The sequence below is a fragment of the Pararhizobium polonicum genome (assembly GCF_001687365.1).
Classification (GTDB): domain Bacteria; phylum Pseudomonadota; class Alphaproteobacteria; order Rhizobiales; family Rhizobiaceae; genus Pararhizobium; species Pararhizobium polonicum.
Map to the genome: position 1 here is coordinate 134,728 of NZ_LGLV01000017.1, position 26,631 is coordinate 161,358.

Consider the following 26,631-nt stretch of genomic DNA (forward strand, 5'->3'; position numbering starts at 1 on the left):
ACTGTGAACAAGACGCTGCCATCGCTGAACGCTCTCAAAGCCTTTGAGGCGACCGCGCGGCACCGGTCGATGACGCTCGCCGCCGATGAGCTTTTCGTCACCCACGGCGCTGTCAGCCGGCACATCAAGTCGCTGGAAGAATCACTGGGTGTTCTGCTTGTCAACCGGAAGGCGCGATCGACGGAGCCGACCCTGGAGGGCCTGCGTCTGGCGGAGGGGCTGGCGAGTGCCTTCAGCCTGATGCAGGCAAGCGTCGAGCGCGTCCGGCCCGGACCGCTGACTTTGTCCTGCTCGTCCTCGATCATGATGGGATGGATCATCCCGCGCATCGGCCAGTTCCACGAGCGCCATCCGCATATCGAACTGCAGTTCAACATGAATTTCGACCGGATCGATTTCGTGCGCGACAAGATCGGCCTGGCGATCCGCTCCAGCATCATCGAGCCACCGGGAGATGCGGTGATCCGCGAGCTTGGCGGCGAGGCGATCGGACCGGTCTGCTCGCCGGAATATCTGGCGCAGGCGCAGATTTCGGCACCGAAGGATCTGGAAGCGGCCATGCTTCTGTCCACCCGCACCCGGCCGCAGGCCTGGCGGGACTGGCAGACTGTCGCGGAAGAAAATGATCTGGTGCTTGAGCCGCGATCGAGCTTCGATCACTTCTACCTGCTGATTCAGGCCGCCGCCTGCGGGCTCGGCGTCGCCACCGTGCCGCAGATGCTGGTGCTGGATCAGCTTGCATCGGGGCGGCTCGTGGCCCCCTTCGGCTTCAGGCCCGGGCCGCGCCGTCTGGTGCTGTGGATCGCCCCGCATGTGGCGGGACGGCCCGATGCGCTGGCGCTGGAGCGCTGGCTGATCGAGGAGATGCGCGCCCGGCCGGACAATTGAACGGCCGGGCGCGTGCTCGTTTTTTAAATCTGTTCGAGCATCGCCGCTGCGGCCGAAACGGTCGCCTGGCCGGGGCTTTCCTCGACGTTCAGCGTCTTCACCACGCCGTCTTCCACCAGCATCGAGTAGCGCTTGGAGCGCAGGCCGAGCGTACCGGCCGACAGGTCGATCTCCATGCCGAGCGCCTTGGTGAAGGCGGCGTTCCAGTCGGACAGGAAGTGGATCTTGCCCTGGCCGCCCGAAGACGTCGCCCAGGCGCCCATGACATGCAGGTCGTTGACGGCGACAACGGCGATATCATCGATGCCGCGGGCAAGGATGGCATCGCGGTTTTCCAGATAGCCGGGCAGGTGGTTGAGCGAGCAGGTCGGCGTGAAGGCGCCGGGAACGGCAAAGAGCACGACCCTCTTGCCGGCAAACAGCTGGTCGGTGGTGATTTCGACCGGGCCATCGGCGGTCTTTTCCTTGAAGGTGGCGGCAGGCAGCTTGTCTCCGACGGAAATGGTCACGGTCTCACTCCTTGAGGTATTTTGGAAAGGGCAGGAGCGCGGCGGCTCCGCTTGGTCGAAAAGGAATATAGATTTGGCTCAGTCAAAGGCAAGCGGGGTTTCCATGCTCCGGCCGTTGATCCGGGCAACGAGCAGAACCGAGCCGCTTTTCAACGCCCCGCCTTGTGCGGGTACCCGCACCGGTATGTCCGCCGTCACCTGGCCGTTCTCTGTTGTCATGCTGTCCGGCTTGCCGAAGCTGTAGCCGGGCGGGCCGGCGAGGAAAAGCTCGGGCGGCGCGGTCTGGTTCGTCCAGGGCAGCAACAGCGAGATGCGCATGCGTTTGCCGGCCGGATCGAACGTGGCTGCCGTCACCTTGAACGTATCGGACGGCTCTTCCGGCAAAGCGGAAACGGCATCGTCGATCCGCGCCTTGTCGAGCGGGTTTTCCGCCAGCCCGGCGGGCAGGGGCAGGCTGAGGTCGGCCTGAACCGGGATACAGATATCCTTGCAGATGCCGATGAAGACCGAGGCCTTGAGCGTCAGGTCGCCGGTCTGTTCGCTTGTCCCCGTCTCTTCGCGTTTCAAGGACAGTGGAAAGGCCACCGACCGGTCGTAGCCGGTATAGCTGACGATGCCATCGTCAAAGGCCGCCGGCGCTGGAAAGCGCATGCCGGAGAAGGAGATGCCGTCCTGCGGATCGACGGTCACCTGCGGCGGGATACCGCTGGCGCCCGGCTCCAGCCAGTAGGTCTTCCAGCCCGGCTTCAGCCGGATGTCCAGGATGGCCGGGATCGTTCCGTCCGGCTGCGGCCTGTCGGCGACGATGCGTACAGCGCCGCCTTGCGATTGTGCCCATTCGCTCGAGGCGGCATTCGCTGGGGGGACGACAAAAAAATACGCTGAAAGGGTTGCCAGCGCCGTCAAATGCGTCACATTCTCTCGGAAGCGATGATGTTTCATGATGTCGAGGCTTATCGGTTTTGGGGCATGGTTGAAAGATGCCCGCTTTCACCTCCGGATCATTTTCTCTTGATGGAGATGGGATGGAGGGGCCGGTGACGGTCTTCAAAACAAAAGACAAGGGTGGAAACGCTTTTCAAGTGACCCAGAAGGCTAACACCATGATGGCGACGTTCCAGAAGAAACGCGAGCGCGGTTTGCTAGACGGTCAGTTTCTGATCGCCATGCCGGGCATGTTCGACAGCAATTTTTCCCGCACGGTGATCTTCGTCTGCGCCCATTCGAACGACGGCGCCATGGGCTTCGTGCTCAACAGGCCGCAACGGCTGACCTTCCCGGATGTGCTGCTCCACCTGCGGATCATCGATCAGGCGCAGGCGATCCGGCTGCCCGGCGTCACCCGCGATTTCCAGATCCAGACCGGCGGCCCGGTTGAAACCGGCCGCGGCTTCGTCCTGCATTCGGACGATTATCTCAGCGAATCCAGTATTCCCGTCAGCGACGATATCTGCATGACGGCCACGCTCGACATCGTCCGCGCCATCTCGCGCGGCGAGGGGCCGTCAAAGGCGATGATGATGCTCGGCTATGCCGGCTGGGGGGCTGGCCAGCTCGAAAACGAGATCGCCAGCAATGGCTGGCTCAATTGCCCGGCCAGCGAGGAACTGATCTTCGACCGCGATCTCGGTGATAAATACGACCGGGCCCTGGCGCTGATGGGCGTTGCTCCGGCCATGCTTTCGGTGGACGCCGGTCACGCCTGACCGGCCGATTTTCCCCTACTTTCTGATATTCGGCCGGAACAATTTGAGCTGCCCTCCGTTTTCCCGTGGCAAGGACAGGACACTTCGATCCTGTCCTCAACCTTCCAAGGAGACTGATCATGGGTAGCACTTCCGACAAGATTTCCGGCGTCGCCAATCAGGTTGCAGGCAAGGCCAAGCAGGCTGCCGGCAAGGCAACCGGAAATGACAAGTTGCAGGCCGAAGGCAAGGGCCAGGAAGTCAAAGGCAAGGTTCAGTCCGCGACGGGCAAGGCCAAGGATGCCGTAAAGGGCGTCGTTGATCGCATCTAACCGGTTTGCCGCCGGTCGTCGTTCCCGATGACGGATCGTCGTCCCGGATGATGGCGGCGGCTTCAAAGTGCGCGAATCGACTGTCCTGACGGGTTCAACTGGATGGGCGATTTATAGCGCCGATGCCCGCTGTGCCTTGCGCGGCGGGCATTTTTACAGGACGACGAGACGCCTATTTTTTTGGACGGGCATTCATACTTCCAGTTTCCAATATCGAACGCACATACATTGATCGGGCGGGCCATTTTTCATGAGACTTTACGAATGCGGCAAGTGCGGAAATCCCGTTCACTTCGACAATCGCGTTTGCATCAATTGCGGCGCGCAGCTCGGTTTCCTGCCCGACAGCATGTCGATGCAGGCCCTGACGCCGGCTGGTGGCGATCTGTGGCAGGCAGCCTCGCGCCCACAGGCGGATGTCCGCTTCTGCGCCAATGCCGCGCATGATATCTGCAACTGGCTGATCTCGACCAATGACGATCATGTCTATTGCCAGGCATGCCGCTACAATCACATCGTTCCGGTGACCGATAACCCGGAGGGGCTGGCGCGCTGGCAGAAGATCGGCCAGGCGCAGCGCTACCTGTTCTATTCGCTGTTGCGCTGGAACCTGCCGCGCCCCGGCCGCGACGCCGATCCGCAGGGCGGGCTGGTCTTCGATTTCCTCGCCGACGAGGTCGATGCCAACGGCTATCTGGTGCCAGCCATGACCGGCCATGAGGATGGCCTCATCAGCCTGCGGGCGGCGGAAGCCAATGACGCGACGCGCGAAAGCGTGCGGGTTTCGATGAACGAGCCCTACAGGACGCTGCTCGGCCATTTCCGCCACGAGATCGGTCATTTCTATTGGGCGCAGCTGGTGCGCGACGATCGGACGCTTGCCGAGGCAAGGGCGCTGTTCGGCGACGAGCGCGTGGATTATGCCGAAGCGCTGCAACGCAACTACCGGCAGGGACCGCCCGCCGACTGGCAGGCGCATTTCATCAGCACCTATGCCAGCAGCCACCCGGCCGAGGATTTCGCCGAATGCTGGGCGCATTTTCTCCATATCGTCGATACGCTGGAAACCGCCCGGTCCTTCGGGCTCTCGACCGAGCCGCGGCGCCATGAAAAGATGGCCGCAGAAGTCGATTTCGATCCCTACCGAGCAGCGGATGCACAAACGCTCGTCGATGCCTGGGTGCCGCTGAGCGTGGCGCTGAACAGCATCCAGCGCAGCATGGGCCAGCCCGACAGCTATCCCTTCGTGCTCTCACCGCCGGTGGTGCAGAAGCTTGATTTCATCAACCGGCTGATCCGGCGGGCGGGCGCGGTTTATGAGCGGTAGCGAGCCGTTCGGTCGATATCAGCGATGCCGGCACTTTTGTCAGGCGACACCAGCAGTCTTGTCAGGCACCGGCACCAGTTCCAAGCTGGTTTTGCCCACCGCTTTTGCGGCATAGAGAGCCCTGTCGGCTTCGGCGAAAATGTCTTTTGCGGGGACACCCGGCAGGATCATCGCACCGCCGACGGAGGCGCTCACCTTCAGCTTGTTGGGAAAAGAACCGACCCACCATTCCAGTTTGTTGGCGACGCGTCGGGCGGCCTCGTTGAGGCTTTTCACCGATTCACAATCCAGAATGATCGCGAATTCATCACCGCCAAGGCGCGCAATCACGGTCGCATTTGGCGTCGCTTCTGCAATTCGCCGGCCGGCGTCTTTCAAACACGTGTCTCCGGCCTGGTGCCCCAACCTGTCGTTGACGGCTTTGAAGCGATCCAGATCGAGGAGGAGAAGCGCCTTTTGTCCCGGCGAACTGGCAGCAACAGCTTCATCGAACGCGGCCTCAAACTTTGTCCGGGATGCGAGCCCGGTCACGGGGTCGGTTTCCGCCAGGCGGCGGGTTTGTTCGAACAGCGTCTTTTCGGCCGTTATATCCTGCTTCATTCCGAAGATGCGGACCGGCTGGCCGTCAATTCTTTCGACGATCGCGGTAATCCTGATCCATCGGAGATTGCCCTTGCCGGTAACAATCTGGGCGTCGAGCGTAAACCCGTCCCCATCCTTGATCGCTGCGTTGCGAACTTCGGTCAGTTTCTTGCGGGATTCGGGTAGATAGAGTGCGACAGTGGCTTCCCGCACCAGCGGCGATCGGGGTTCCAGCTCAAACAACTCGTAGACGGTATCGGTCCATGTGAGCGTTTCATCCGGCAGGGTGCATTCCCAAATGCCGACGCGCGCCGCCTTGAATGATTTATCAAACAGATTTTGAAGCCTATTGAACTGTTCTGAATTGGGAGGAGTATCCGCAAGAGGCTCACCGGCGTCCACCTTCATTGCGTCAACTTGGCTTTCGCAATGAGATTGCAAACTGCTAGGCATGAAACATTCCTACATCTCGATTTCATATCGACGCTCAGTTGGCTGTAGTATGCAGCAAAAACGTTTCATTTCGGTTGCGGTGAAAGCTCCTGAGAAGCCTTCCGCTGCCAAATGAAATCCCGGGAAACGACGCGGTGACAGGTTGCTTTTGTAAGATCCAGATCGTGGCGGCCCAGGCCGCCAGCCTTGGCCGAAATTAGCCACCAGCAGTCCACGCCAGCCTTCGCAATCTGAAATCCTACCTGCGCCTCAAGCCCGCTTCATCAGCGGAAATCGCTCTTTCAGCAGCCGCTGGATCGATTCCGAGCCGATCGGCGGGCCGAAGAGGAAGCTCTGGCCGAAATCGCAGCCCATCTGGGCGAGCTGGATGGCGTCTTCCTCGGATTCGATGCCTTCGGCGACAACCTGCATCTCGAGTTCGCGCGCCATGGTGATGACCGAGCGCAGCAGGATCGAGCGTTTGTCGCTGGGGTCTCTGACCAGTGACTTGTCGATCTTGATCGTGTCGAACGGAAAGCGGGTGAGGTAGGCAAGCGACGAATGGCCGGTGCCGAAATCGTCGAGCGCCAGCTTCAAGCCGGCATCCTTCAGCTTCTCCAGCACCAGGCGTGCCTGTTCCGGGTTTTCCATGACGACGGATTCAGTCAGTTCCACCTTCACCTTGTGCGGGTCGCAATGGTTCTTGTTCAGCACCGCCCGGATATCGTCATAGAGGTCATTGTTGAGCAGCTGTGCGCTGGACAGGTTGACGGAGACGAAGATCGGCAGCTCGCCGGTCTGAATCTGCCATTCGGTCAGGTCGCTGGTTGCCTGCTCGAAGGCGAACATGCCGAGCTGGTTGATGAGATCGGAGCTTTCGGCGATCGGAATGAATTCCGACGGCGAAATGCTGCCACGCTTGGGATGTTCCCAGCGCATCAAGGCTTCGAAACCGGCAATCTCGGCGTCCACAAGCCGCACGATCGGCTGGTAGACGAGGCTCAGTTCCTTGCGCTCGATGGCGCGCTTCAGGTCGGTCTCCAGCTGCAGGCGGTCGGTGCCCGAGGCGCGGAAGGCCGGGCGGAACGGCTCGACGCGGTTGCCGCCGGCTTTCTTGGCGCGGAACATGGCAAGCTCGGCATCATCCAGCAGCCCGGCGGCATTTTCCTGCTGATCGACCCAGGAGACCAGCCCGATGGAGGCGGTGAGGTTGATCTCGCGATTGCCGAAGTTGAGCGGCACCATGATCGCCTTGGACACCGCATCGGCGAAATCTGCGACCTTGGCAGGGTCGCGTTCCGACATCAGGATCAGTCCGAATTCGTCGCTGCCGAGGCGGGCCAGCGTGTCCTGCGGTTTCACCAGCCGCCGCAGGCGGCGGGTCAGCGCAATCAGGATATTGTCGCCGGCGGCAATGCCGAGCACGTCGTTGACCTGCCTGTAGCGGTCGATATCGATGGTGATGACGGTCGGGCGAACGGCGCTCGAGCCCGGTGCCAGCGACAGGATGGATTGCAGCCTGTCGAGGAAGATCTGCCGGTTGGGAAGGCCGGTCAGATTGTCGTTGAGGGCGTTGTGCAGCAGCCGGTCGATCGAGTTTTTCTGCTCGGTGACGTCGATGATGGTCCCGACACAGCGGATGATTTCGCCGTTGGCACCCAGCACCGGCCGGGCACGGATCGACAGCCAGTGATAGTGGCCGTCTTCGGCGCGCACACGGAATTCATGGTTCAGCCGGCCCTTGCGATGCTCCAAAAGCACATCCAGCGTGGCGCGAAACCGGTCGCGGTCGTCGGGATGCAGACGCGGCAGCCAGTTGCGGGCGGCGCCATGCATGGTGCCGGGTGAAAGGCCGAGCTGGGCGGAGATGTCGGGAATGGTAACGACGCGGTCGCGCGCCACGTCCCAGTCCCAGACGGTATCGCCCGAGCCGGTCAATGCCAGCGACTGGCGCTCTAGATCGGAGAACAGGCCCTGGCTGTAGGCACCGCCGGCAAAGGCGTGCTGCATCACCGTAAAGCCGATCAAAAGCACGATCAGAACAAGCCCGCCGCCAAGTGCCGGCTGGACGATGTCGTTGGAAAGCTGGCCGGTGACCGTCAGCCAGGCGCCGAACAGCCAGACGAGGATGAGCAGCCAGGCCGGCACCAGAAGGATGGCCCGGTCGTAGCGGTTGAAGCCGAGATAGGCGATCAGGATGATGCCGGCGGTGCCGGTCAGCGCGAAGGAGAGGCGGGCGATGCCCGCCGCGATGGCCGGATCGTAGATGGCGACACCGAACAGCAGGCCAAGCCCGAGGATCCAGGCGAGCGTCGCATAGCTCAGGTGCTGGTGCCAGCGGTTGAGGTTGAGATAGGTGAACAGGAAGATGACGAGGCCGGCGGCAAGGAACACTTCGGTCCCCGCCCGCCATATGCGCTCGTCGCCGGCGGTAATCGAGATCAGCTTCGACAGGAAGCCGAAATCGACGCAGATATAAGCCAGCACCGCCCAGGCGAGCGCCGCCGTGGCCGGCAGCATCGAGGTTCCCTTGACGACGAACAGGATGGTCAGGAACACCGCCAGCAGGCCGGCGATGCCGAGCACGATACCGCGATACAGTGTGAAAGCGTTAACCGTGTCCTTGTAGGCATCGGGCTGCCAGAGATAGATCTGCGGCAGGTCGGGGCCCGCAAGCTCCGCCACGAAGGTGATGACCGAGCCCGGGTTCAGCGTGATGCGGAACACGTCCGCTTCGTCGCTCGGCTGCCGGTCGAGCGCAAAGCCTTCGCTCGGGGTGATCGACAGGATGCGCTGCGAGCCGAGGTCCGGCCAGAACAGCTTGGAATTCACCAGCCGGAAATGCGGAGCGACGATGACGCGCTCCAGCTGCTCTTCCGAAACGTTGGCAAGCGCAAAGACGGCCCAGTCGCCCTGATGGTTTTCGGCGCTGGAGCGCACCTCGATGCGCCGGACGATGCCATCGGTGCCGGGCGCCGTCGAAACCTGGAAGGCGTCGCCGCGGCCGGTATAGATTTCGGTCGTCGCTGTCAGGTCGAGCGCTGTGTCCTCGCGGGAAATCTTGACGGGCTCGGTCGCCCGCGCAGCACCGCTACCGATCAGGCAGAACGCGACCATCATGGCGCTGAGAAGCGCCAGGAGCCTGCGTGCTGACGGGAAAAGCGGGTGGCGGTTCAAAAACATCAATCACTCGAATTCTTATGTTGCATGCCAGTTTGCGCGAGAAGGGAAAACATCAGGTGATCCCGCCATTGCCCGTTGATTTTCAGGTATTCCCGCAAATAGCCTTCGCGCTGAAACCCGGCCTTTTCAAGGAGCCGGATGCTTCTGTGGTTCTCGGGAATACAGGCTGCTTCGATACGGTGCAACTGAAGGCTCGAAAAGATGTAGGGAATGGCGAGTTTAACCGCCTGCGCCATATGCCCCTGACCGGCAAAACGCTCGCCCATCCAATAGCCGATCATGCAGCACTGGGCGGCTCCCCGGCGGATATAGCCGATGGTCAGGCCGCCGATCAGCTGATCGTCTGCCCGTGAAATGATGAACAGCGGCACCGCCTGGCCGGAGCCGAATTCCTGCTCGTTGCGGATGACGCGGGTGCGAAAGGCGCTTTCGGTCATCTCGTCGGCCCGCCATGTCGGCTCCCAGGGCTCGAGGAAGGCGCGGCTTTCGCTGCGCAGCCGGTACCATTGGCGGTAATCGGTTGATTTCGGCAGGCGCAGCATATGTGTCGCGTTGGCAATCTCGACCGGGTCCGGCTGCCGTGACAGAAACCGAAAGACCGATCGTGTCATGTAAGCCTCCGCAGCCGATGGGTTGTTGCCGTATGCGAGAGTGCCGGGCGCTCGACGAACGCCCGGAGGTCGCCCATTCGAAAAGTATTAACCGTTCGCAGCGCGCGCGCGGACTGCCTTGTTGGAAAGTGCACCGAGAATATCGTCCATCGGCGCCAGCTTTTCCACCGGGCCGATCGCCGACAGTGTCGGCACCGTATCGAAGAACAGCCGCCCGGCAAGATCGGTCAGGCGTTCGACGGTAATGCCGGACAGGCGCTCCATCAGTTCCTCGTTGGGGATCGAGCGGCCGTAAAGCATCATCTGCCGGGCCATCTGGCCGGCGCGTGCGGCAGGGCTCTCCTGGCCCATCAGCAGCTGAGCGCGGATCTGGGCGCGGGCGCGGTCGATTTCCTGCTGCTCGATGTTCATCGACGACTTGCGCAGTTCATCGATGATGACGGGCATCAGCTCCGGCAGGTTCTCGCCGCCGGTTGCGGCATGAACGCCGAAAATGCCGGTATCGGAAAAGCCCCAGTGGAAGGCATAGACCGAATAGCAGAGGCCACGATGCTCGCGCACCTCCTGAAACAGCCGGGACGACATGCCGCCACCCAGGATATTGGCAAGGATCTGCGAGCAATAGAAATCACGGGCGTGATAGGCCTTGCCCTCGAAGCCGAGCAGCACCTGCGCGTCCATCAGGTCGCGGGCCTCGCGCACGTCGCCGCCGGTATAGCGGGCAACGTCGGCGACGGGGGAGGCGGCCGGCTTTTGCGGCAGGCTGGAAAAGCGGTCTTCAACCTGTCGCACAAAGCTATCATGATCGATCGCGCCGGCACCGACGACGAACATGCGGTCGGTGGTGTAGTTGCGGTCGAGATAGGCGCGGATCTGTTCGGGCGTGAAGGATAAAACCGTGTCCGGCGTGCCGAGGATCGGGCGTCCGATCGTCTGGTCGGCAAAGGCGGTTTCGGCGAATTTGTCGAAGACGACATCGTCGGGCGTGTCGTTGGCGGCGCCGATTTCCTGCAGGATGACCTGCTTTTCGCGCTGCAGTTCGTCTTCGTCGAAGGAGGATTCCGTCAGGATGTCGGCAAGAATATCGACGGCCAGCGGAACGTCGTCCTGAAGGATGCGGGCGTAGTAGGAGGTGGTTTCCGTCGATGTCGCGGCGTTGACTTCGCCGCCGACATTCTCGATCTGTTCGGCAATTTCGCGGGCAGTTCGCCGTGCGGTGCCCTTGAACGCCATATGTTCCAGCAGATGGGCAATTCCGTGCTCGTCCGTGGTTTCATCGCGTGAACCGGATTTGATCCAGACCCCGAGTGCCACGCTTTCAAGATGCGGCATATTCTCGGTGACGACCGTCAACCCGGATTGGAGCCGGGTGCACTCAACTTTCATCATACGTCTTTCTGCGTCCTTATTTCCGGATGCGGGCACGCTCGTTGATAAAGGTTTCAACAGCTTTAAGCTCGGCGTCAAGAATGTCGAAACGCTCCTCCCTGACCATCAGATTAGCAAGCCACGTTGGAAGCGCCGGGTCAATACCACTGGCCGATTTTACTGCGGCCGGGAATTTCGCCGGATGCGCGGTGGCGAGCGTCACCATCGGTACGCTGGAGGTTTCATGCTTGTTGGCAACGAAGACGCCGATGGCGCTATGCGGGTCGAGAAGGTAGCCGGTCGTCTCCAGCGTCTTGGCGATGGTTTCGGCGACCTGCTTCTCCGACGCGCGGCCGGCGCGGAACACCTTGCGGATGGATTTCAGTGCGTCTTCCTCGATCTCGAAGGAGCCGGACTGCTTCAGGTTGGCCATGGCGCCGCGCACCTTGGAGGCATCGCGGCCATAGGCTTCGAACAACAGCCGTTCGAAATTGGAGGAGATCTGGATATCCATCGACGGCGAGGTGGTGGCCTTGACGTCGCGCATCTCGTAGCGGCCGGTCTGCAGCGTGCGGGCGAGAATGTCGTTCTCGTTGGTGGCGACCACCAGCTTGTCGATCGGCAGGCCCATCTGGCGGGCCACATAGCCGGCAAAGATATCGCCGAAATTTCCTGTGGGTACGGTGAACGAGACCATCCGGTCCGGACCGCCCAGCGCCAGCGCGGTGGTGAAATAGTAGACGATCTGGGCCATGATGCGCGCCCAGTTGATCGAGTTGACGCCCGAGAGCGCCACGCCGTCGCGGAAGGCAACGTCGTTGAACATCTCTTTGACGAGGCTCTGGCAATCGTCGAAATTGCCGTTGATGGCGAGCGCATGGACGTTGCTGGCTGTCGATGTGGTCATCTGGTGCTGCTGCACCGGAGAGACCTTGCCATGCGGGAAGAGGATGAAGATGTCGGTGCGGTCGCGCCCGGCAAAGGCGTCGATGGCTGCCCCGCCGGTATCGCCCGAGGTGGCGCCGACGATGGTGGCGCGCTCGTTGCGTTCGCTGAGCACATGGTCCATCAGCCGCGCGAGCAGCTGCATGGCGACATCCTTGAAGGCGAGCGTCGAGCCGTGGAACAGCTCCATGATGAAGGCGTTCGGCCCGGTCTGGACCAGCGGCGCGATCGCCGGATGACGGAAGGTCGCATAGGCCTCGTCGATCATCGACCGGAACGTATCGTCCGGAATTTCGCCGTCGATAAAGGGGTTGAGAACGGTAAAGGCGATCTCCTGATAGGATTTTCCGCGCATCGCCCGGATTTCCTTCTTGGTGAAGCTCGGCCATGCCTGCGGCACATAGAGACCGCCGTCGCGGCCCAGACCCGCCAGAAGCGCATCGCAAAAACCCAGCGAAGGGGCTTCGCCCCGCGTCGAGATATACTTCACCGTGACCATCCTTCGTCATACGTTAGATGCCGCAGGCGCGTGCGGCGGAAATTGAACGGCACTCTACAGCGCCGTGCGTCTTGTCATGACGCGCAAAGGCCGCTGTAGCACTTTCGTCGGCGAACCGGATGTGGTTCCCTTCGCGCCAGCCCTTGGCAAGGCTGGCGGAAATCTCGGTTTTCGTCCTTGTCCGGCCATTCCAGCGCGTTCTGAAAATTTGGCGGCCCGGCTTCAGACTCCAATCGATTTTTCGATGCGTCGCTGCTATAGACCATCGCCAAGGGTCTTGAAAGGCTCAAGTTGCAGGGGCGCAAAACCGAAAAATACCTTATTTTCCGGTCAGTCACGCTCCTGCGACATCAATCGCGCTAGGCAGAGGGTCAAGTCAGGTGTTTGGTAAAATTTCCAGCCGTGTTCTCGGAATTTCGCTTCTCGTGGTTGTCGCGGGCTGTAACAAAACGGATACCGGCGGTGCGATCGATGCCGGTGGCAGTGCCGCAGCGCCGACGCCGGCCGTCATCCAGGGCGCCTGCCCGCAAGTCTATTTGCTCGACGGAACCGCCAATTATCGCACCTATGCCAAGGGCGCCAAGGACGATCCGACCAAGATCGTCTACCAGGCATCGCTGGCCGACACGACCCGCCAGTGCGTCCAGAACGAAAGCCAGCTGGTGATGACTGTCGTCGTCCAGGGCCGTGTCGTTGCCGGTCCGGCCGGTGGCGCCGGCACCGTCACCCTGCCGATCCGCGTGGCTGCCACCGACGGCCAGAATACGCTCTATTCCGAACTGACGCAGTACCCGGTCGAGGTCCCGACCGGTGTCGGCACCACGCAGTTCATCTTCACCAAGACGCAGATCACCCTGCCGGGCGGCGCGGGCAGCTTCGCCAAGGTCTATGTCGGCTTCGACGAAGGCCCGGCTGCAGGCAAGAAGAAGAAATAAGCGGGAATTTTTGCTTGATCGAGAAAGCCGGCGCGAGGTTTCGCGCCGGTTTTTTTGTTTGTCCTTTTGGGCGATTTGCAAAGGCGAGCCGGGAAACCGCGCCGCGCCGCCGATCGGCGGGGCGGTCAAAAGCAGCCTTCCGGAGTGTCTTCTCTACGTCTTCGGCTTGGCGGCTGATTTCACCTCTCCGGTAAGCTCATCACCAGCATCAGGTTTGACATTCGGGGCGCGATCAAGGATCGCTAGGGCAGCGGCGGGATCGCCGCGCTCGGCCCGCTTCTTGAGCGTCATGATCGCGCGGCGATGACCGATTCCATCGGCGATAAACGCCGACAGCAACTGGTTCAGCGAAACATTGTCTTCCGCCGCAACCTGTTTGGCTTCCTCCATGACATGATCTGCGAGCCGCAATGGATACGTGCTCATGTTCATCTCCTTCTCGTCATTTCAGCGACGAATTCTCCCGCCCTGATGACTTTCAGTCCGAACGCCTCGACGGCAGGATGGTGAAAATGCCTGTCGCTGCTCACGATTATGTTCGCACCGGCGGCAAGGGCGCATTCTATATATAGGTCGTCTTTCGGATCGTTCAGAAAGGGCCTGAACCGAAACCATGGAGATACCAGCCTTGCCCGGCTGAAAACGGCGTCGAGAACGGTATCGATCTCATCATGACGAACCCAGGAATTGTCTCCCAAAATTCCAGGCCGTTTCAACAGATCTTCATATTCAAGAGCAACCGCAGGCGAGACGGAAAACGGAACTTCGCCGCCTATCATCTTGCGGACAAGGATGTGGGATGCTCCGTTCGACGATCGGAAAGCCGAAAGCACGACATTCGCATCCACCACGATCATGGCCTTAATCTGATATCACATCCGATATCATGTCAAGCGACCCTGCCGGGCGGCGCGGGCAGCTTCGCCAAGGTCTATGTCGGCTTCGACGAAGGCCCGGCTGCAGGCAAGAAGAAGAAATAAGCGGGAGCTTGCTCCGTTTATCTCCCCCCTTGCGGGGGAGAAAGCAATTTCAACATCTTAGCTTTAGCTAAGTGTTAGAAATTGCAAGAGAGGGGCTTATTGTGAGCGGCAACAGCCCCCTCACCAACAAAATCTAACACTTAGCTTCAGCTAAGATGTTGATTTTGTATCCTCTCCCGCAAGGGGAGAGGCTCAAGCCGTCAGTGTTTCCGACCATTCCGACAGCGCGGCAATGACGCCGGGCAGGGCGCTCATGCGCGAGATCACCGTTTCGGCGCCGGCTTCCGTCAGCTTGTCGGCATGCGACGGATAGGTGTGCGATGCGCCGGTGAAGCCGACGACGCGCATGCCGGCGGCGATTGCGCCATGGATGCCGTGCACGGAATCCTCGATCACCAGAACGCGGGACGGATCGATGCCGAACTGCTTTGCGCCGTGCAGGAAGATGTCCGGCTTCGGCTTGACGCGATCCTCGCCGAGATCGCGGGCCGAATAGATATGCTTGCCGAAATGATCCTTGATGCCGACTTTGGCCAGCATCGTTGCAAGCCGCGCCGAGGTCGAGTTCGAGCAGATGCAATGCGGCAGCGTCAGTTGCGCCAGCATCGGCTTGACGCCGTCGATGATGTTCAGGTCGGCGGCAAGACGCTTGTCGAGCGCGGCTTCGTTTTTGGTGAGGAGACTAGCTGACAAGGGAATATCCGCTTCCTTCTCGATGGTGAGCAGCGTGTTGCGCCAGGTCATGCCGGCGAAGCGCTCGGCCATTTCCTCGGTGCTGATCGGATAGCCGGATTCGGTCAGAAGCTCGGCTTCGACTTCGCTGGCGATGATTTCCGAATCGACCAGAACGCCGTCGCAGTCGAAGATGATGAGGTCAATGCTGGTCATATCGGGAGAGTCCTTGGGGGAGATGGTCGCCGTTTACACGATGCGCCCGCAAAGCTCAACCGCGGCAAGCGGGAAGCTGCCATGCGGGAAGGGGGTATAATCCAGCATGTTGTATCGGGCGTTCATGCCGGTTAGACAAATGAGGGTTAGCTCCCACCACCAAGGCCCCCATGACCGTCCGCCTGCGCCCGCATCATCTGCTCTGCATGCTGACCTTTGTCGGCAAGGGATATACGGCTGCTTTCACCGAAAACTACATCCGTATCGCTGCCCGCTTGTCGGCCGGTGAGGATATTCTGGTGGTCGAGGGGCCGGACGATGTCTGCGCGCCGCTGCTGGGCGGACCCGACAATCACTGTCTGGGCGAGAGCGTGACGGATCGGGATGCGCGGGCGAGCGAGGCGGTTCAGGCTTTGCTGAATGTGCCTGCCGGTCCGGGGGCTTCGATCCGTCCCGACGCGGATTTTCTGGCCGCGATGCGCGCTGCATTCAGCGCCGGCTCCATCCGCGATGGATGCGCCCGCTGCGAATGGTCGCCGCTCTGTACCGGCATTGCCGCTTCCGGCTTCCAGGGCGTGCTGGTGGCGGCGTCCGGCAGCTGATCAGGCGGGCAGCGGAAAGAGCGTCGCGAATTCCTTCTCGCCGGTGCCGGTGAAGCGGACGGCGCGGCTGTCGGGCTCGCGTCTGGCCCAGCCCTTGTCGAGAAACAGCGTCAGCAAGGCCTGACCGAGCGAGCCGGACAGGTGCGAGCGGCGCTCGCTCCAGTCGAGGCAGGCGCGGCAGACGGGGCGGCGGGATTTTGCCAGCGCCGGAAGATCGATGCCGAGCGCTGTCATCTTGTCGGCGCCGGATGGTGTCAGCGACAGGTCGTCGCCGGTGCCGGTAATCACCTCTTCGGCGACAAGGCTGTCGAGCAGGCGCACGCCGTAGTCGCCGGCCAGATGATTGTAGCAGACCCGCGCCTTGCGCAGGGCGGGGTCCTTCGGGCCGGTCCGATGGCGGGTGAAGCCGCGGCTGGCGGCAAAGCCCATCAGGTTTTCGAGAAGCAACCCGACATCGTCCTCGGCAAGGGCGAAATAGCGGTGGCGGCCCTGCTTGCGCTGGCCGATCAGCCCGCCGGCCTCCAGTTTCGACAGATGCGAACTCGCCGTCTGCAGTGTGATCCCCGCGGTTCCGGCAAGCTCGGTTGCGGTCAGCGCCTTGCCGCCCATCAGCGCGGTCAGCATGTTGGCGCGGGCTGGATCGCCGATCAGCGAACCGATCTGGGCTATGTCTGGTCCTTCTTTCATAGTTCGATGCTAACCGAAGCATCGAACACATTCAAGATGGGAAAAGCGATCATCGAAACCAAGGAGACCACGATGATCACCTGCTTCATCCGCTATGAGATCGACCCGTTCAAGCGCGCGGAATTTGCCGCCTATGCCCGCAACTGGGGGCAGGCGATCCCGCGCAACGGCGCCGGTCTGATCGGCTATTTCGGCCCGCACGAAGGTTCGGCGACGACCGCTTACGGCGTCTACACCATCGAAAGCCTCGCCGCCTACGAGGCCTATCGTGCAAGGCTCGCCGCCGATCCGCTCGGCGCGGAAAACTACGAATTCGCCCGGAAGGAACGCTTCATCCTCAAGGAAGACCGGATGTTCCTGAAGAACGTCTCGCTACCGCATGCCGAAGGCCTGCCTATGGGCGGGGTTTCGTCATGATCGCCGTCATCTTCGAGGTCACACCAGCCTATGGCCGGCGCGACACCTATCTCGATCTGGCCGCCCAACTGCATGCAAGGCTCGACACCATCGACGGCTTCCTGTCGATCGAGCGGTTCGAAAGCCTGAAGCTGCCGGGCAAGATCCTGTCCCTGTCGTTCTGGCGCGACGAGGCGGCGATCGCCACATGGCGCAACGGCCCCGAACATCGCGCCGCCCAGCATGCCGGGCGCAATGGCGCTTTCGCAGACTACCGTCTGCGCATTGCCGGTGTGATCCGCGATTACGGCATGACGGAACGGGACGAGGCGCCGGACGACAGCCGGGCCTATCATGCGGAGAGAGAGCGCGATCCGGTTTGACCCGGACCTTGCGGGTTTCGGCAAGGCGCGGCAAGCGCGCCTGCCGGATGCCTCCTACTGCACCGCGACCTCCGTGCGCTCGGCGGCTTTCACCGTGGCCGGCATGTCCTTCTGGGCCCGGTCGCCTTCATAGCTCGCCCGGACGATGTAGTCGCCGGGCGGGACGGTTTCGGTGTACTCGGTGCCAAAGGCGGTGGCGACGATCTTCTGGTTGCCCTGGATGTCTTTCTTTGCTTCGTAGATCTCGATCTTCTCTGCGCCCGGCGCCGTGATGGCGATGACGCCGCCGTTGAGATTGACGGTGACGTCCTTGCGTTCGCCGGCCTTGATCGAGAACGGCGTCTCGCCCCTGACAAGGCCGAGTTTGGCGGCGAGGATGAAATCGCCCGTCGGCGTGTCCAGCTTGGTGCCCGTGCCGTAGGTGTTGCCAAAGCTCTTGCGGTCGCCGTTGATGTCCTTCTGCGGCGACAGGATCTCGAAGAAGACTTCGGACGAATCGACCGCCAGGCCGCCTTCGGCATAGACGGCCTTGTTGTCGATGACGCCCGAGCCGATGACGAGGTCGTGCTCGAGGGTTTCACCGGCCTTGACCGCAACGGTTTCCTCGGCCGTTGCCGCCCCGATCGTTCCCTTCAGGCTGACATTTCCGGCCGGCGCATAGAATTTCGTCAGGCCGTAATAGGTGGTCGAATAGTCGCCAAAACCGATCAGGACCGCCGCGTTGTCGTCGGCTGCCGTATCCTGTGGCGTCCGCTTCGGCGTGATGATCAGGTAGCCCGCGTCGAAATTGACGGAGGCTTTGGCGACTTCGCCGTCCTTGATCTCGAAAGGCACCTTGCGCTCGATCGAGCTGTTCAGCATCACATCGGCGATATATTTGCCGGCGGGATAGGTCGCCGAATAGCCACCCTTGTATTCCAGCGCGATATAGTCTCCTTCCGGCTCGCCATTGGCGCCGGCCTTGAAGATCTTCCACTGGATATCGCTGCTTTCGCCGATCGGTGGGCCACCTTCGGAAAGCCTGCTTTCGAGCACGGTATTGTATTCGGGCTGGACCGGTTTTGCCTGTTCCACCGGCTCGGCCGGTTGCTTGACCATCGGTGGGCCCGCGACGGTGGCGGCAAGGGCTGCGACCAGCTGGCTGGCGTCGGATGCCTGGAAATACTGCCCGCCGGTGCCTTCGGCAAGGCATGAAACTTTCTTGCCTTCCTCCTCCGTCAGCCCGAAGCCGACGACATGCGCGGTGAAATCGACGCCTTTGCTCTCAAGCTCGGCGGCAAGGGCGCATGGATCGGCCTGGCAGGTCTCGAGGCCGTCCGTGACCAGAACGACCGTCGCCTTTTCCTCGGTGTATTTCAGGGCTTCCGCCGCCTCCCGCACAGCCTGAGTCAGCGGCGTCTTGCCCTTCGGCGTGATGCCGTTGACGACATTGGCGATCTCAGCCTCGGTGCCTTTGGCCGGCGGCACGACCAGTTCGATGTCCGAGCAGGAGCCCTTGTCGCGATGGCCATAGACCATCAGGCCAAGCTCCGTGTCTTTCGAAACGGAAGGCAGCACCTTGCCGATCGTTTCGCGCGCGATCTCGATCTTGGACCGGCCGTCGATCTGGCCCCACATCGAACCGGATGCATCCAGCACCACGATGGTCCGGTCTGCCGCCTGAACAAGCGAGGGTGACAGGATCGAAAGAAGAAGGGCGAAGGCAGCTGAAAAGCGCACGGAACTCTCCTTGTCTGTCATGGGCCAGTCATGAGATCGACTGTCGCACGGCACGGGGTTGCCCGGCAATCGCCGGTGCTTGCCTGATCATACGGCTGGAGCGGTCGGGTTATTCGGCAAGCGAAACACTTACGGAGTTTTGAATGTTGCAATGAGGCTGGCGACGGCCATTTTCAATGCGGGCAATTCGTCAACGACGACGCCCCAGATGATCCTGTCGGATAAACCGTGATATTCATGCCGGAGAACATTGCCGATCGTTCGCACCTGTGGCCAGGGAATTTCCGGCCGCAGGTCCCTGACGTCCTCGGGAAGAGCGCGGCTTGCCTCGGATATGATCTCTATGGCCCGCTGGACGGCATGTTTGAGCAGCCAATCATTTTCATAGTCCGCCAGCGTCTTGCCTGCCACCGCTGTTTCAATGCCTTCGATGGCAGCGAGCATATCACCAAGGGCATGGCGAAACTCCCTTGCCATCAAAAAACCTGCACGGCGGTTTTTTCGATCCCGGACTTCAGGACCGGATGCAGCCCGTCCCGCGTGGTGATATCGATCGGTACGGCAAGTTCCGCTTCCAGCAGAAGTTTGATCCCGATCAGGTCGAAGGCATTGAACCGGCTGGCTGGATCGTAGTCGATGAACAGGTCGAGATCGCTTGCCGCATGCGCGGTATCGCGCACCGTCGAGCCGAAGACATAAAGTGCGGTCGCACCCATTCCCCGAACGGTATCGGCTTGTGCCTGCAGTCTTGCTATGGCGTCGCTTCGGATCATGAAAACAAAATACCGTATCGATGGTTCACTTTCCATCCTCTTGTATGATTTCGCAAATTTTCAGGCTGCCTTCAGGGTTTGGTAACCAAGTTCGGTAACCATAAGGGCAGAAATCAGTTCCGAGTAAGCGTAGGTGCGAGTTGTCCATGTCATCAGTTGTTTCATTGGCCGAAATCTCCCGCGGCGTCAGCCGTTCCGGCTGGCTCGATTCCATCATCAAGGGCGATTGCGTCGCAGCGCTTGAGGCGCTTCCCGACAACTCCGTCGATGTCGTCTTCGCCGACCCGCCGTACAACCTCCAGCTCGGCGGTTCGCTGCACCGGCCCGACCAGTCGCTGGTCGATGCTGTCGATGACGAGTGGGACCAGTTCGTTTCCTTCGAGGCCTATGACGCCTTCACCCGCGCCTGGCTGCTCGCCTGCCGCCGGGTGCTGAAGCCCACCGGCACGCTCTGGGTCATCGGCTCCTACCACAACATCTTCCGCGTCGGTGCGACGTTGCAGGACCTGAATTTCTGGATCCTCAACGACATCATCTGGCGCAAGACCAATCCGATGCCGAACTTCAAGGGGCGCCGGTTCCAGAACGCCCATGAGACGCTGATCTGGGCAAGCCCCAGCGCCAAGGGTAAGGGCTATACCTTCAACTATGATGCGCTGAAGGCGTCCAACGACGACGTGCAGATGCGCTCCGACTGGCTGTTCCCGATCTGCTCGGGCGGCGAGCGGCTGAAGGGCGACGACGGCAAGAAGGCACATCCGACCCAGAAGCCGGAAGCCCTGCTCGCCCGCATCCTGATGGCCTCGACCAAGCCGGGCGACATCGTGCTCGACCCGTTCTTCGGTTCGGGGACGACGGGGGCTGTTGCCAAGCGCCTCGGCCGTCACTTCGTCGGCATCGAGCGCGAACAGGCCTATATCGATGCGGCGTCCGAGCGGATCGCCGCCGTCGAGCCGCTCGGCAAGGCAACCCTGTCGGTCATGACCGGCAAGAAGGCCGAACCGCGCGTTGCCTTCAACACACTGATCGAAAGCGGCATGATCAAGCCGGGCACGGTGCTGACCGATGCGAGACGCCGCCACAGCGCCATCGTGCGTGCCGACGGAACGGTCGCAAGCGGCGGCGACGCCGGTTCGATCCACCGTCTGGGTGCCAAGGTGCAGGGGCTCGACGCCTGCAACGGCTGGACCTTCTGGCACTATGACGACGGCACGTCGCTCAGGCCGATCGACGACCTGCGGGCCGTCATTCGCAGCGACATGGCCAAGATCAACTGATCCAGGCCACTGGCTGAAACATCAGTGAACGCCGCGCAATCCGCAAGGGTTGCGTGGCGTTTACGATTTGCCTACCGGTTCCATCAGGGCCGGTTCCATCAGGATCGTGAAACAGTGGGCGCAATAGCCGAAGGCGTAGCCGGTGCTCTGCCACGGCTCGACGGGCTGTTCGCAGCAGATGCAATGAATGACCCAGCGGGCGGGGCTTTCCGCGTTGATCCCGGCGGTTGCGGGCCGGACCGATATGTTGCTGCTCTCGCTCATATGCACTGCCTTTCCTGCTGCTGCACAGGAGCAATCGCGGAAGGAAGGGGTTTCGGAAAGTCGATCGATCTTCCCGGAATGAGTCGATGCAACTCACGGCTGAGCCTGCCTGTCGCCGGCAAAAAAATCCAGAGAAACCGGTGACGATCCCAGAAATGGTAATGCGGTTTTTAGAACAATTTAACCATCCCGCAGATAGTCTGGCCACGAGCAAGACGACCGTGTGATCAACCATACGAGGCGCGCGGGGCGACCCGTAAATTGCTTGACCGCGCGGCCGCAAGACCGCCCGGTTCAGAGATAGTTTTCGTCCGGTTTAGTACCTTCAGTCCCGGAAGAAGACTTAAACGCCCAGGATCCGCAATGGTCCTGGGCGTTTCTGTTTTCAAAGCTGTGACGGTGAAAAAAAGAGCCCCGCCGTCAGGCGAAGCTCCGTTTGTCGCTTGGAAAACGCGCCGGCTTACAGGAAGAAGTCGTCGGCATACATCTTGGTGACGCCGTTCATCTTGATCTGGAAGTCGGAATGGCCGTCGCCATCGGTATCGCCCGAGACGATGCCGCCGCTGAACCGCAGCTCGCCGGCCTTGCCGTGGAACGACTGGCCGCCGATGAACGAGAATGCCTGGTTTCCACTGCTCAGCGTGTTGGCATCGATCTTCGAGAGATCAACGATATCGACTTCGGAGCGGTGGAAATCGGTGATCACGTCGCGCTTTGTGCCGACGGCCGTTTCGCGGGTCGAACTGAAGACGAACGTATCGGCGCCGGTGCCGCCGGTCAGGTAATCGAAGCCCGTGCCGCCGACCAGGATATCGGCGCCGGAGCCGCCATAGAGATCGTCGTTGCCGGCGCCGCCATACAGGTCGTCATTGCCGCCAAGCCCATCGAGAACGTCGTTGCCGCCGAGGCCCTTGAGCACGTTGCGTCCGGAACTGCCGGTGATGTCGTCACTGCCCAGATTGGTGCCGGTCGCATTCTCGATGCTGATCAGGTCTTCGAAATGGCCCTTGGTGGTCGAGGCCCGCTGGCCGCCGAGATCGACGGTGACGCCCTTGCCGCGCTGCGAGGCATAGTCGTCCTGCAGCTCATAGCTGATCGTGTCGGTGCCGCTTCCGCCGTTGAAATAGTTGTCGGCGCCCCAGGACAGGAAGGTGTCGTTGCCGGCTTCGCCGTAATATTTGCTGGCCAGGGTATCGACTTCGAAACGGTCGTTGCCGTTGCCGGCCTTGACGATGTCGTAGCCGTTCGCGTCACCCGCCTTGATGTCGGCGATGTAAAGGTCATTGCCGTCACCGAGGAAAATATCGTTGCCGCCTTCGAAATAGGTGACGACCTTGTCACTGCCGGTGCCGGCGCTGACATAGTTGTTGCCGCCAGCGCTGCTGGTCACGTTGAGGTAGATGGTATCGTTGCCGCCATAGGCGTAAATCTCTACCGGACCGGTGGTGTAGTCGCTCTGCACGATGTAATCATTGTTGCTGGTGCCATCGATGATCTTTGCCATGGAAACGCGGCCTTTCGGTGAGTTGCGATGCAGTCTTCCGGGCGGGATGATGCAGCTATGAAGGTGAATGATAGCTGAACCAATTGCGGCGATTTGGTGATATCAAGGAGGGCTTTTGGTGTCAGCGGTCGGTCACGTCAACGCTCATGATCCTGCCGTCTTCACGGAAGGTGATAATCTCTTCGCCCTGCCGCTGAACGCCGTTTCCGGTGAGGGTGCTGGTCGCCGTCAGATGCCAGACCGAACGTGCCGCGATGGCGGAAACGGGCTCGACAATGCTGTCTTCGGCGATCTGGTCGGGATATTCGGTGAAATAGCGCCGGAACGCCGCCATGATATCGGCACGCCCGTTCAGGCCGCCGATCCCGCCGGAGGAATAGGTCGCGTCCTCAGCGAAGAAATCCGCGATGACTGCGAAATCGAGAGCGTTGATGGCGGCGTGATAGCGGATGGTCAGGGCGACGGGATCAAGGGGCATGCTATCTCCGGCGCTCGCCTTTACACTGCCAGACCATAGGCCGAAAGATCGGCCTGAAGCGTCTGCGGATCGGTGAAATGCACGGCATGCCAGCCTGCCGCCCGCGCACCCTCGACATTGGGCATGCTGTCGTCGATGAACAGCGTTGCCGCCGGATCGAGGCCGAAGGATTTCGCGTGGGTCTGGTAGATCGCCACGTCCGGCTTGATCAGCCCGGCATCGCCCGAAACCGTCACGCCGCGCGGAAGAGTGAGGAACGGATAGAGTTTCTGGGCTTCCTTGAACGTGTCGGAGGCGAAATTGGTCAGCATGGTCACGTCGTAACCCTTGGCAATCAGGCCCTCCATGATCGAGACGGATTCGACATAGGCGTGCGGCACCATCTCGTGCCAATGCTTGCGAAAGGCGCGGATGCTGTCTTCATGCGCCGGATGCTCGGCAATCAGCAGCTCTTCGGCCTCCTGCCAGCCGCGGCCGCGGTCCTGCTCGATGTTCCAGTCATGGGTGCAGACATTGGCGAAAAACCAGTTGCGCTCGGCATCGTCGGGAATGATCCGGGAAAAGGGGATATGCGGATCGTAATGGATCAGCACCCTGCCGATGTCGAAGACGATGTGGCGGATCTCGATGCTCATTCAGGTGTTCCTCAGTTCGTCCCGGCCTTGAAGGCGTGCGGTATAGCCTGGGCGATTGCTTTTTTCATGACGGTCGGCAGCGCCTGCGCCTCGAGAGAGGCAAGCGGTTCCCACCAGCCGTTTCCGCTTTTGTCGCGGATGGCGACATTCGCCCGGTAGACCGACAAGCGCAATTCAAAATGCGTAAAAACATGGGTGATCGTGCCGCAGGGCTCCCAGGCGGCGGCAAAAGGCTGGGCTTCGATAGTGTTGTCGCCATCGATGCGCGATGTCCATGCCGTCCCCGGCACCTCCGTCATGCCGCCGAGCAATCCGGTTTCGGCCCGCTTGCGCAGATAGACCGCGCCATCCGGACCGCTGGCGACGAAGGCAGCGCCCACCCGCAGCGGCTTGTCCTTCTTTGCGGCCTTGCGCGGAAAGGTCTCCGGATCCGCCATCTTCAGTGCCAGACAGTCCGCATTGAGCGGACAGAGCGCGCAGGCCGGCCGTTTCGGCGTACAGATGGTCGCGCCGAGATCCATCATCCCCTGCGCAAAGTCGCCCGGCCGGTCCGCCGGCGTCATCCGCGCCACCAATGCCCGCATTTCAGGCTTGGCCGACGGCAGCGGCGTTTCAATGGCGTACAGCCGCGAAATCACCCGCTCGACATTGCCATCGAGCACCGCGCTCTGCCGGTTGAAGGCGATGGCCGAGACGGCGGCGGCGGTATAGTCGCCGATGCCCGGCAGCGCCTTCAAGCCTTCCTCGGTATCGGGAAACACGCCGCCATGATCGCGGGCGACGGCCTCGGCGCATTTCTTCAGGTTTCGCGCCCGGGCGTAGTAGCCAAGCCCGGCCCAGGCCTTCATCACCTCTTCGGTATCGGCCGATGCAAGGTCCGTGACCTTCGGCCAGAGCGTGAGGAACTTGTGGAAATAGGGTTTGACCGCCTGCACGGTGGTCTGTTGCAGCATCACTTCCGACAGCCAGATGTGATAGGGATCGGCGACCACGCCATCGCGTGCCATTGGCGGCGATATGCGCCAGGGCAGATCGCGATGATGCCGGTCGTACCAGGAGAGAAGCCGTCTGGCCGCGTCGGCCGCATTGTCAGTGTGCTGCATCATTTGCCGGGAGGTTGGTTGCGCCCTATACTTGAAGGAGTAGCCGCCATCCTTCAAGGCGTAATCGAATCCTTGGCGTCAGAACCGGAAGCCTTCTGTTGAAACAATCGCATACCCGCAAGGGCGGCCGCCAGATCAGCGAGATCGCCAACGGCCTGATTGATCCGGTGCTTGCCAAGCGCGCCGGTATCAACACGCTGTTGCTCGGTTCCTGGGACGAGATCGCCGGCGAGGACTTTGCCGATTGCACCCGGCCGGAAAAGATCGCCTGGCCGCGCCGCGCCTCGGAAATGGCGGGCGAGGGCGGCTATCAGCCCGGTGTGCTGACGATTGCCTGCGAGGGAGCGCGCGCCCTGTTCCTCACCCACGCGCAGGGCGAGCTGATCCAGCGGATCAACGGCTTTTTCGGTTTCCCGGCGATCAACCAGATGCGCATCGTCCAGAAGCCGGTTTCGCCGCCGCCCAAACCCTATCGCAAGCCGAAACCGTTGACCGGCGAGCGGGCGCGGCATCTGGAAACGATGGTCGGCGGCATCGAGAACGACGCGCTGAAGGCGGCGCTGACCCGCCTTGGCACGGCCGTGCTGTCGGCCCGCAAAAAGTGAGTGGGAACACCGGCCGGTCACAATTGTTTGAACTTTGGTGTGCGACAGCCCCTTGTCGCCCCGCAGAAGGCAAGTTATCGAATTTTCGAGCGTTTCCGTTTATCCCCTTACACAGGTGAAACCATGTCCCTTTCTGAATTGAGCCCGTTCAAGCGCCTCCTGAGCGGCGTTGCCGTGGCCGCCATCGCCGTCACGCTCGCCGCCTGCAGCGACGAGAAGAAGGACGCGGCTGCCAATGCGCCCGCGACCGCGACGACGGACACCGCCACCAAGACCGAGATCAAGCCGGCCGAAGGCGGCTCGATGATGTCGTCCAGCACGGCGATGAAGCCGGTCGACGGCACGATGACCTCGTCGACTATGTCGTCGGCGGCCACGCCGGCAACCGCCACCGATGCCGGTCAGACGCAGGTGGCGCAGGCCGCAGCACCGGCAAAGATCGAGCTGCCGCAGTCGGAAGGCGAAGTCGATGTCGCCAAGCTGATGGCGCCGGGTCCGCTGCCGGAAATGGCGCTCGGCCAGGCCGATGCCAAGGTAACGATCGTCGAATACATGTCGATGACCTGCCCGCATTGCGCCCGCTTCCACAACGAGACCTTCGACGCCATCAAGACGAAATATGTCGATAGCGGTCAGGTCCGCTTCGTCGTGCGCGAATTCCCGTTCGATCCGCGTGCCGCTGCCGCCTTCATGCTGGCGCGCTGCGCGCCGGAAGGCCAGTATTTCCCGATGGTCTCGATGCTGTTCAAGCAGCAGGAAACCTGGGCCGCCGCCCCGAACGGCCGCGACGCGCTGCTGCAGATGTCGAAACTCGCCGGTTTTACACAGGAGAGCTTCGAGGCCTGCTTGACGAACCAGAAACTTCTGGATGATGTGCAGGCTACAATGCAGAAGGGCGAAAAGGATTTCGGCGTCAAGGCCACCCCGACCTTCTTCATCAATGGCAAGAAGTATTCCGGAGAAATGTCGGTTGACACCATGTCGGCCCTTATCGACACGATGCTCTGATCCCTCTCGTTTCGAGAAAACGACCGGCGGGCG

At 61.4% G+C, this 26,631-nt stretch carries 30 protein-coding genes; 11 read left to right on the forward strand and 19 right to left on the reverse strand.

Annotated features, from left to right (window positions below):
- Positions 1 to 3: 3 nt before the first annotated feature.
- Positions 4 to 888, forward strand: coding sequence for a LysR substrate-binding domain-containing protein (locus ADU59_RS24625; RefSeq protein WP_068957564.1), 885 nt, complete (start codon positions 4 to 6; stop codon positions 886 to 888).
- A 23-nt stretch (positions 889 to 911) separates the two neighbouring features.
- On the opposite strand, the gene ADU59_RS24630 is transcribed toward ADU59_RS24625, so the two are convergent.
- Together ADU59_RS24630 and ADU59_RS24635 are read right to left on the reverse strand one after the other, a co-directional pair.
- Positions 912 to 1,397 (reverse strand): peroxiredoxin, encoded by a 486-nt coding sequence (locus ADU59_RS24630; RefSeq protein ID WP_068957566.1) that lies wholly within the window; start codon positions 1,395 to 1,397, stop codon positions 912 to 914.
- Between the two features lie 78 nt (positions 1,398 to 1,475).
- Complete coding sequence (locus tag ADU59_RS24635; protein WP_244506499.1) at positions 1,476 to 2,312, reverse strand: protein-disulfide reductase DsbD domain-containing protein; 837 nt, start codon at positions 2,310 to 2,312, stop codon at positions 1,476 to 1,478.
- A gap of 188 nt (positions 2,313 to 2,500) precedes the next feature.
- On the opposite strand from ADU59_RS24635, the gene ADU59_RS24640 reads away from it, so the two are divergent.
- From ADU59_RS24640 to ADU59_RS24650, 3 genes are all read left to right on the forward strand, one after another.
- Positions 2,501 to 3,103 carry a YqgE/AlgH family protein gene (locus ADU59_RS24640; RefSeq protein WP_425332054.1) on the forward strand — a complete coding sequence of 201 codons (603 nt, stop codon included), beginning with the start codon at positions 2,501 to 2,503 and terminating at the stop codon, positions 3,101 to 3,103.
- A gap of 119 nt (positions 3,104 to 3,222) precedes the next feature.
- Positions 3,223 to 3,414, forward strand: a complete 192-nt coding sequence (locus tag ADU59_RS24645; protein WP_068957570.1) for a CsbD family protein — start codon at positions 3,223 to 3,225, stop codon at positions 3,412 to 3,414.
- A 250-nt stretch (positions 3,415 to 3,664) separates the two neighbouring features.
- The gene (locus ADU59_RS24650; RefSeq protein WP_068957572.1) at positions 3,665 to 4,741 is read left to right on the forward strand and encodes a zinc-binding metallopeptidase family protein; all 1,077 of its coding nucleotides are present in this window, start codon (positions 3,665 to 3,667) and stop codon (positions 4,739 to 4,741) included.
- A gap of 39 nt (positions 4,742 to 4,780) precedes the next feature.
- Here ADU59_RS24650 and ADU59_RS24655 read toward each other — a convergent pair whose 3' ends face one another.
- The 5 genes from ADU59_RS24655 to thrC form a co-directional block, all read right to left on the reverse strand.
- Positions 4,781 to 5,776: a sensor domain-containing diguanylate cyclase gene (locus ADU59_RS24655; protein ID WP_244506500.1), complete on the reverse strand. Its 996-nt coding sequence runs from the start codon at positions 5,774 to 5,776 to the stop codon at positions 4,781 to 4,783.
- 249 nt (positions 5,777 to 6,025) lie between these two features.
- A complete protein-coding gene (locus ADU59_RS24660) occupies positions 6,026 to 8,938 on the reverse strand; it encodes an EAL domain-containing protein (RefSeq protein WP_068957576.1) in 2,913 nt (970 codons plus the stop codon).
- Positions 8,938 to 9,549, reverse strand: coding sequence for a GNAT family N-acetyltransferase (locus tag ADU59_RS24665; RefSeq protein ID WP_068957578.1), 612 nt, complete (start codon positions 9,547 to 9,549; stop codon positions 8,938 to 8,940). The genes ADU59_RS24660 and ADU59_RS24665 overlap by 1 nt, the downstream gene beginning before the upstream one ends.
- A gap of 87 nt (positions 9,550 to 9,636) precedes the next feature.
- Complete coding sequence (locus tag ADU59_RS24670) at positions 9,637 to 10,938, reverse strand: M16 family metallopeptidase (RefSeq protein WP_099050924.1); 1,302 nt, start codon at positions 10,936 to 10,938, stop codon at positions 9,637 to 9,639.
- A 16-nt stretch (positions 10,939 to 10,954) separates the two neighbouring features.
- Entirely contained in the window at positions 10,955 to 12,361 is a 1,407-nt protein-coding gene (thrC, locus tag ADU59_RS24675) for a threonine synthase (RefSeq protein ID WP_068957580.1), read from the reverse strand.
- Positions 12,362 to 12,741: 380 nt separating this feature from the next.
- Here thrC and ADU59_RS24680 point away from each other — a divergent pair, with 380 nt between their 5' ends.
- The gene (locus ADU59_RS24680) at positions 12,742 to 13,296 is read left to right on the forward strand and encodes a hypothetical protein (RefSeq protein WP_068957582.1); all 555 of its coding nucleotides are present in this window, start codon (positions 12,742 to 12,744) and stop codon (positions 13,294 to 13,296) included.
- A gap of 153 nt (positions 13,297 to 13,449) precedes the next feature.
- Here the strand turns inward: ADU59_RS24680 and ADU59_RS24685 are convergent, their stop codons facing one another.
- The 3 genes from ADU59_RS24685 to ADU59_RS24695 all read right to left on the reverse strand — a co-directional run bounded on the left by ADU59_RS24685 (position 13,450) and on the right by ADU59_RS24695 (position 15,164).
- The gene (locus tag ADU59_RS24685; RefSeq protein WP_244506501.1) at positions 13,450 to 13,686 is read right to left on the reverse strand and encodes a hypothetical protein; all 237 of its coding nucleotides are present in this window, start codon (positions 13,684 to 13,686) and stop codon (positions 13,450 to 13,452) included.
- Positions 13,687 to 13,724: 38 nt separating this feature from the next.
- Entirely contained in the window at positions 13,725 to 14,153 is a 429-nt protein-coding gene (locus ADU59_RS24690) for a putative toxin-antitoxin system toxin component, PIN family (protein WP_068957584.1), read from the reverse strand.
- Positions 14,154 to 14,468: 315 nt separating this feature from the next.
- The gene (locus ADU59_RS24695) at positions 14,469 to 15,164 is read right to left on the reverse strand and encodes an HAD family hydrolase (RefSeq protein ID WP_068957585.1); all 696 of its coding nucleotides are present in this window, start codon (positions 15,162 to 15,164) and stop codon (positions 14,469 to 14,471) included.
- Positions 15,165 to 15,334: 170 nt separating this feature from the next.
- On the opposite strand from ADU59_RS24695, the gene ADU59_RS24700 reads away from it, so the two are divergent.
- The gene (locus tag ADU59_RS24700; RefSeq protein WP_068957587.1) at positions 15,335 to 15,766 is read left to right on the forward strand and encodes a DUF1284 domain-containing protein; all 432 of its coding nucleotides are present in this window, start codon (positions 15,335 to 15,337) and stop codon (positions 15,764 to 15,766) included.
- Here the strand turns inward: ADU59_RS24700 and ADU59_RS24705 are convergent, their stop codons facing one another.
- Positions 15,767 to 16,453 carry an ArsR/SmtB family transcription factor gene (locus tag ADU59_RS24705; RefSeq protein WP_068957589.1) on the reverse strand — a complete coding sequence of 229 codons (687 nt, stop codon included), beginning with the start codon at positions 16,451 to 16,453 and terminating at the stop codon, positions 15,767 to 15,769.
- A gap of 72 nt (positions 16,454 to 16,525) precedes the next feature.
- Between ADU59_RS24705 and ADU59_RS24710 the strand changes: the two genes are divergently transcribed.
- Both ADU59_RS24710 and ADU59_RS24715 read left to right on the forward strand, forming a co-directional pair.
- A complete protein-coding gene (locus ADU59_RS24710) occupies positions 16,526 to 16,870 on the forward strand; it encodes an NIPSNAP family protein (RefSeq protein WP_068957686.1) in 345 nt (114 codons plus the stop codon).
- Positions 16,867 to 17,232 carry an antibiotic biosynthesis monooxygenase family protein gene (locus ADU59_RS24715; protein ID WP_068957591.1) on the forward strand — a complete coding sequence of 122 codons (366 nt, stop codon included), beginning with the start codon at positions 16,867 to 16,869 and terminating at the stop codon, positions 17,230 to 17,232. Before ADU59_RS24710 ends, ADU59_RS24715 begins: the two co-directional genes overlap by 4 nt.
- 54 nt (positions 17,233 to 17,286) lie before the next feature.
- On the opposite strand, the gene ADU59_RS24720 is transcribed toward ADU59_RS24715, so the two are convergent.
- The 3 genes from ADU59_RS24720 to ADU59_RS24730 all read right to left on the reverse strand — a co-directional run bounded on the left by ADU59_RS24720 (position 17,287) and on the right by ADU59_RS24730 (position 19,724).
- Positions 17,287 to 18,951 (reverse strand): vWA domain-containing protein, encoded by a 1,665-nt coding sequence (locus tag ADU59_RS24720; protein ID WP_244506502.1) that lies wholly within the window; start codon positions 18,949 to 18,951, stop codon positions 17,287 to 17,289.
- 129 nt (positions 18,952 to 19,080) lie between these two features.
- Positions 19,081 to 19,431: a HepT-like ribonuclease domain-containing protein gene (locus ADU59_RS24725; protein WP_099050925.1), complete on the reverse strand. Its 351-nt coding sequence runs from the start codon at positions 19,429 to 19,431 to the stop codon at positions 19,081 to 19,083.
- Positions 19,428 to 19,724: a nucleotidyltransferase family protein gene (locus ADU59_RS24730; protein ID WP_068957688.1), complete on the reverse strand. Its 297-nt coding sequence runs from the start codon at positions 19,722 to 19,724 to the stop codon at positions 19,428 to 19,430. Before ADU59_RS24730 ends, ADU59_RS24725 begins: the two co-directional genes overlap by 4 nt.
- A gap of 146 nt (positions 19,725 to 19,870) precedes the next feature.
- On the opposite strand from ADU59_RS24730, the gene ADU59_RS24735 reads away from it, so the two are divergent.
- On the forward strand, positions 19,871 to 21,001 hold the full coding sequence (locus tag ADU59_RS24735) for a site-specific DNA-methyltransferase (protein WP_068957597.1): 1,131 nt from the start codon (positions 19,871 to 19,873) through the stop codon (positions 20,999 to 21,001).
- A gap of 60 nt (positions 21,002 to 21,061) precedes the next feature.
- Here the strand turns inward: ADU59_RS24735 and ADU59_RS24740 are convergent, their stop codons facing one another.
- The 5 genes from ADU59_RS24740 to mutY all read right to left on the reverse strand — a co-directional run bounded on the left by ADU59_RS24740 (position 21,062) and on the right by mutY (position 24,988).
- Entirely contained in the window at positions 21,062 to 21,265 is a 204-nt protein-coding gene (locus tag ADU59_RS24740; RefSeq protein ID WP_068957599.1) for a hypothetical protein, read from the reverse strand.
- Between the two features lie 460 nt (positions 21,266 to 21,725).
- Positions 21,726 to 22,769 carry a calcium-binding protein gene (locus ADU59_RS24745; protein WP_068957601.1) on the reverse strand — a complete coding sequence of 348 codons (1,044 nt, stop codon included), beginning with the start codon at positions 22,767 to 22,769 and terminating at the stop codon, positions 21,726 to 21,728.
- A gap of 121 nt (positions 22,770 to 22,890) precedes the next feature.
- Positions 22,891 to 23,247 carry a nuclear transport factor 2 family protein gene (locus ADU59_RS24750; RefSeq protein WP_068957602.1) on the reverse strand — a complete coding sequence of 119 codons (357 nt, stop codon included), beginning with the start codon at positions 23,245 to 23,247 and terminating at the stop codon, positions 22,891 to 22,893.
- A 20-nt stretch (positions 23,248 to 23,267) separates the two neighbouring features.
- Complete coding sequence (locus tag ADU59_RS24755; protein WP_068957605.1) at positions 23,268 to 23,882, reverse strand: HAD family hydrolase; 615 nt, start codon at positions 23,880 to 23,882, stop codon at positions 23,268 to 23,270.
- 11 nt (positions 23,883 to 23,893) lie between these two features.
- Positions 23,894 to 24,988: an A/G-specific adenine glycosylase gene (mutY, locus tag ADU59_RS24760; RefSeq protein ID WP_068957607.1), complete on the reverse strand. Its 1,095-nt coding sequence runs from the start codon at positions 24,986 to 24,988 to the stop codon at positions 23,894 to 23,896.
- Positions 24,989 to 25,083: 95 nt separating this feature from the next.
- Here mutY and ADU59_RS24765 point away from each other — a divergent pair, with 95 nt between their 5' ends.
- Together ADU59_RS24765 and ADU59_RS24770 are read left to right on the forward strand one after the other, a co-directional pair.
- Positions 25,084 to 25,590, forward strand: a complete 507-nt coding sequence (locus ADU59_RS24765) for a DUF721 domain-containing protein (protein ID WP_068957609.1) — start codon at positions 25,084 to 25,086, stop codon at positions 25,588 to 25,590.
- A 123-nt stretch (positions 25,591 to 25,713) separates the two neighbouring features.
- Positions 25,714 to 26,598: a DsbA family protein gene (locus ADU59_RS24770; RefSeq protein WP_099050926.1), complete on the forward strand. Its 885-nt coding sequence runs from the start codon at positions 25,714 to 25,716 to the stop codon at positions 26,596 to 26,598.
- The last annotated feature ends 33 nt before the right edge of the window (positions 26,599 to 26,631 follow it).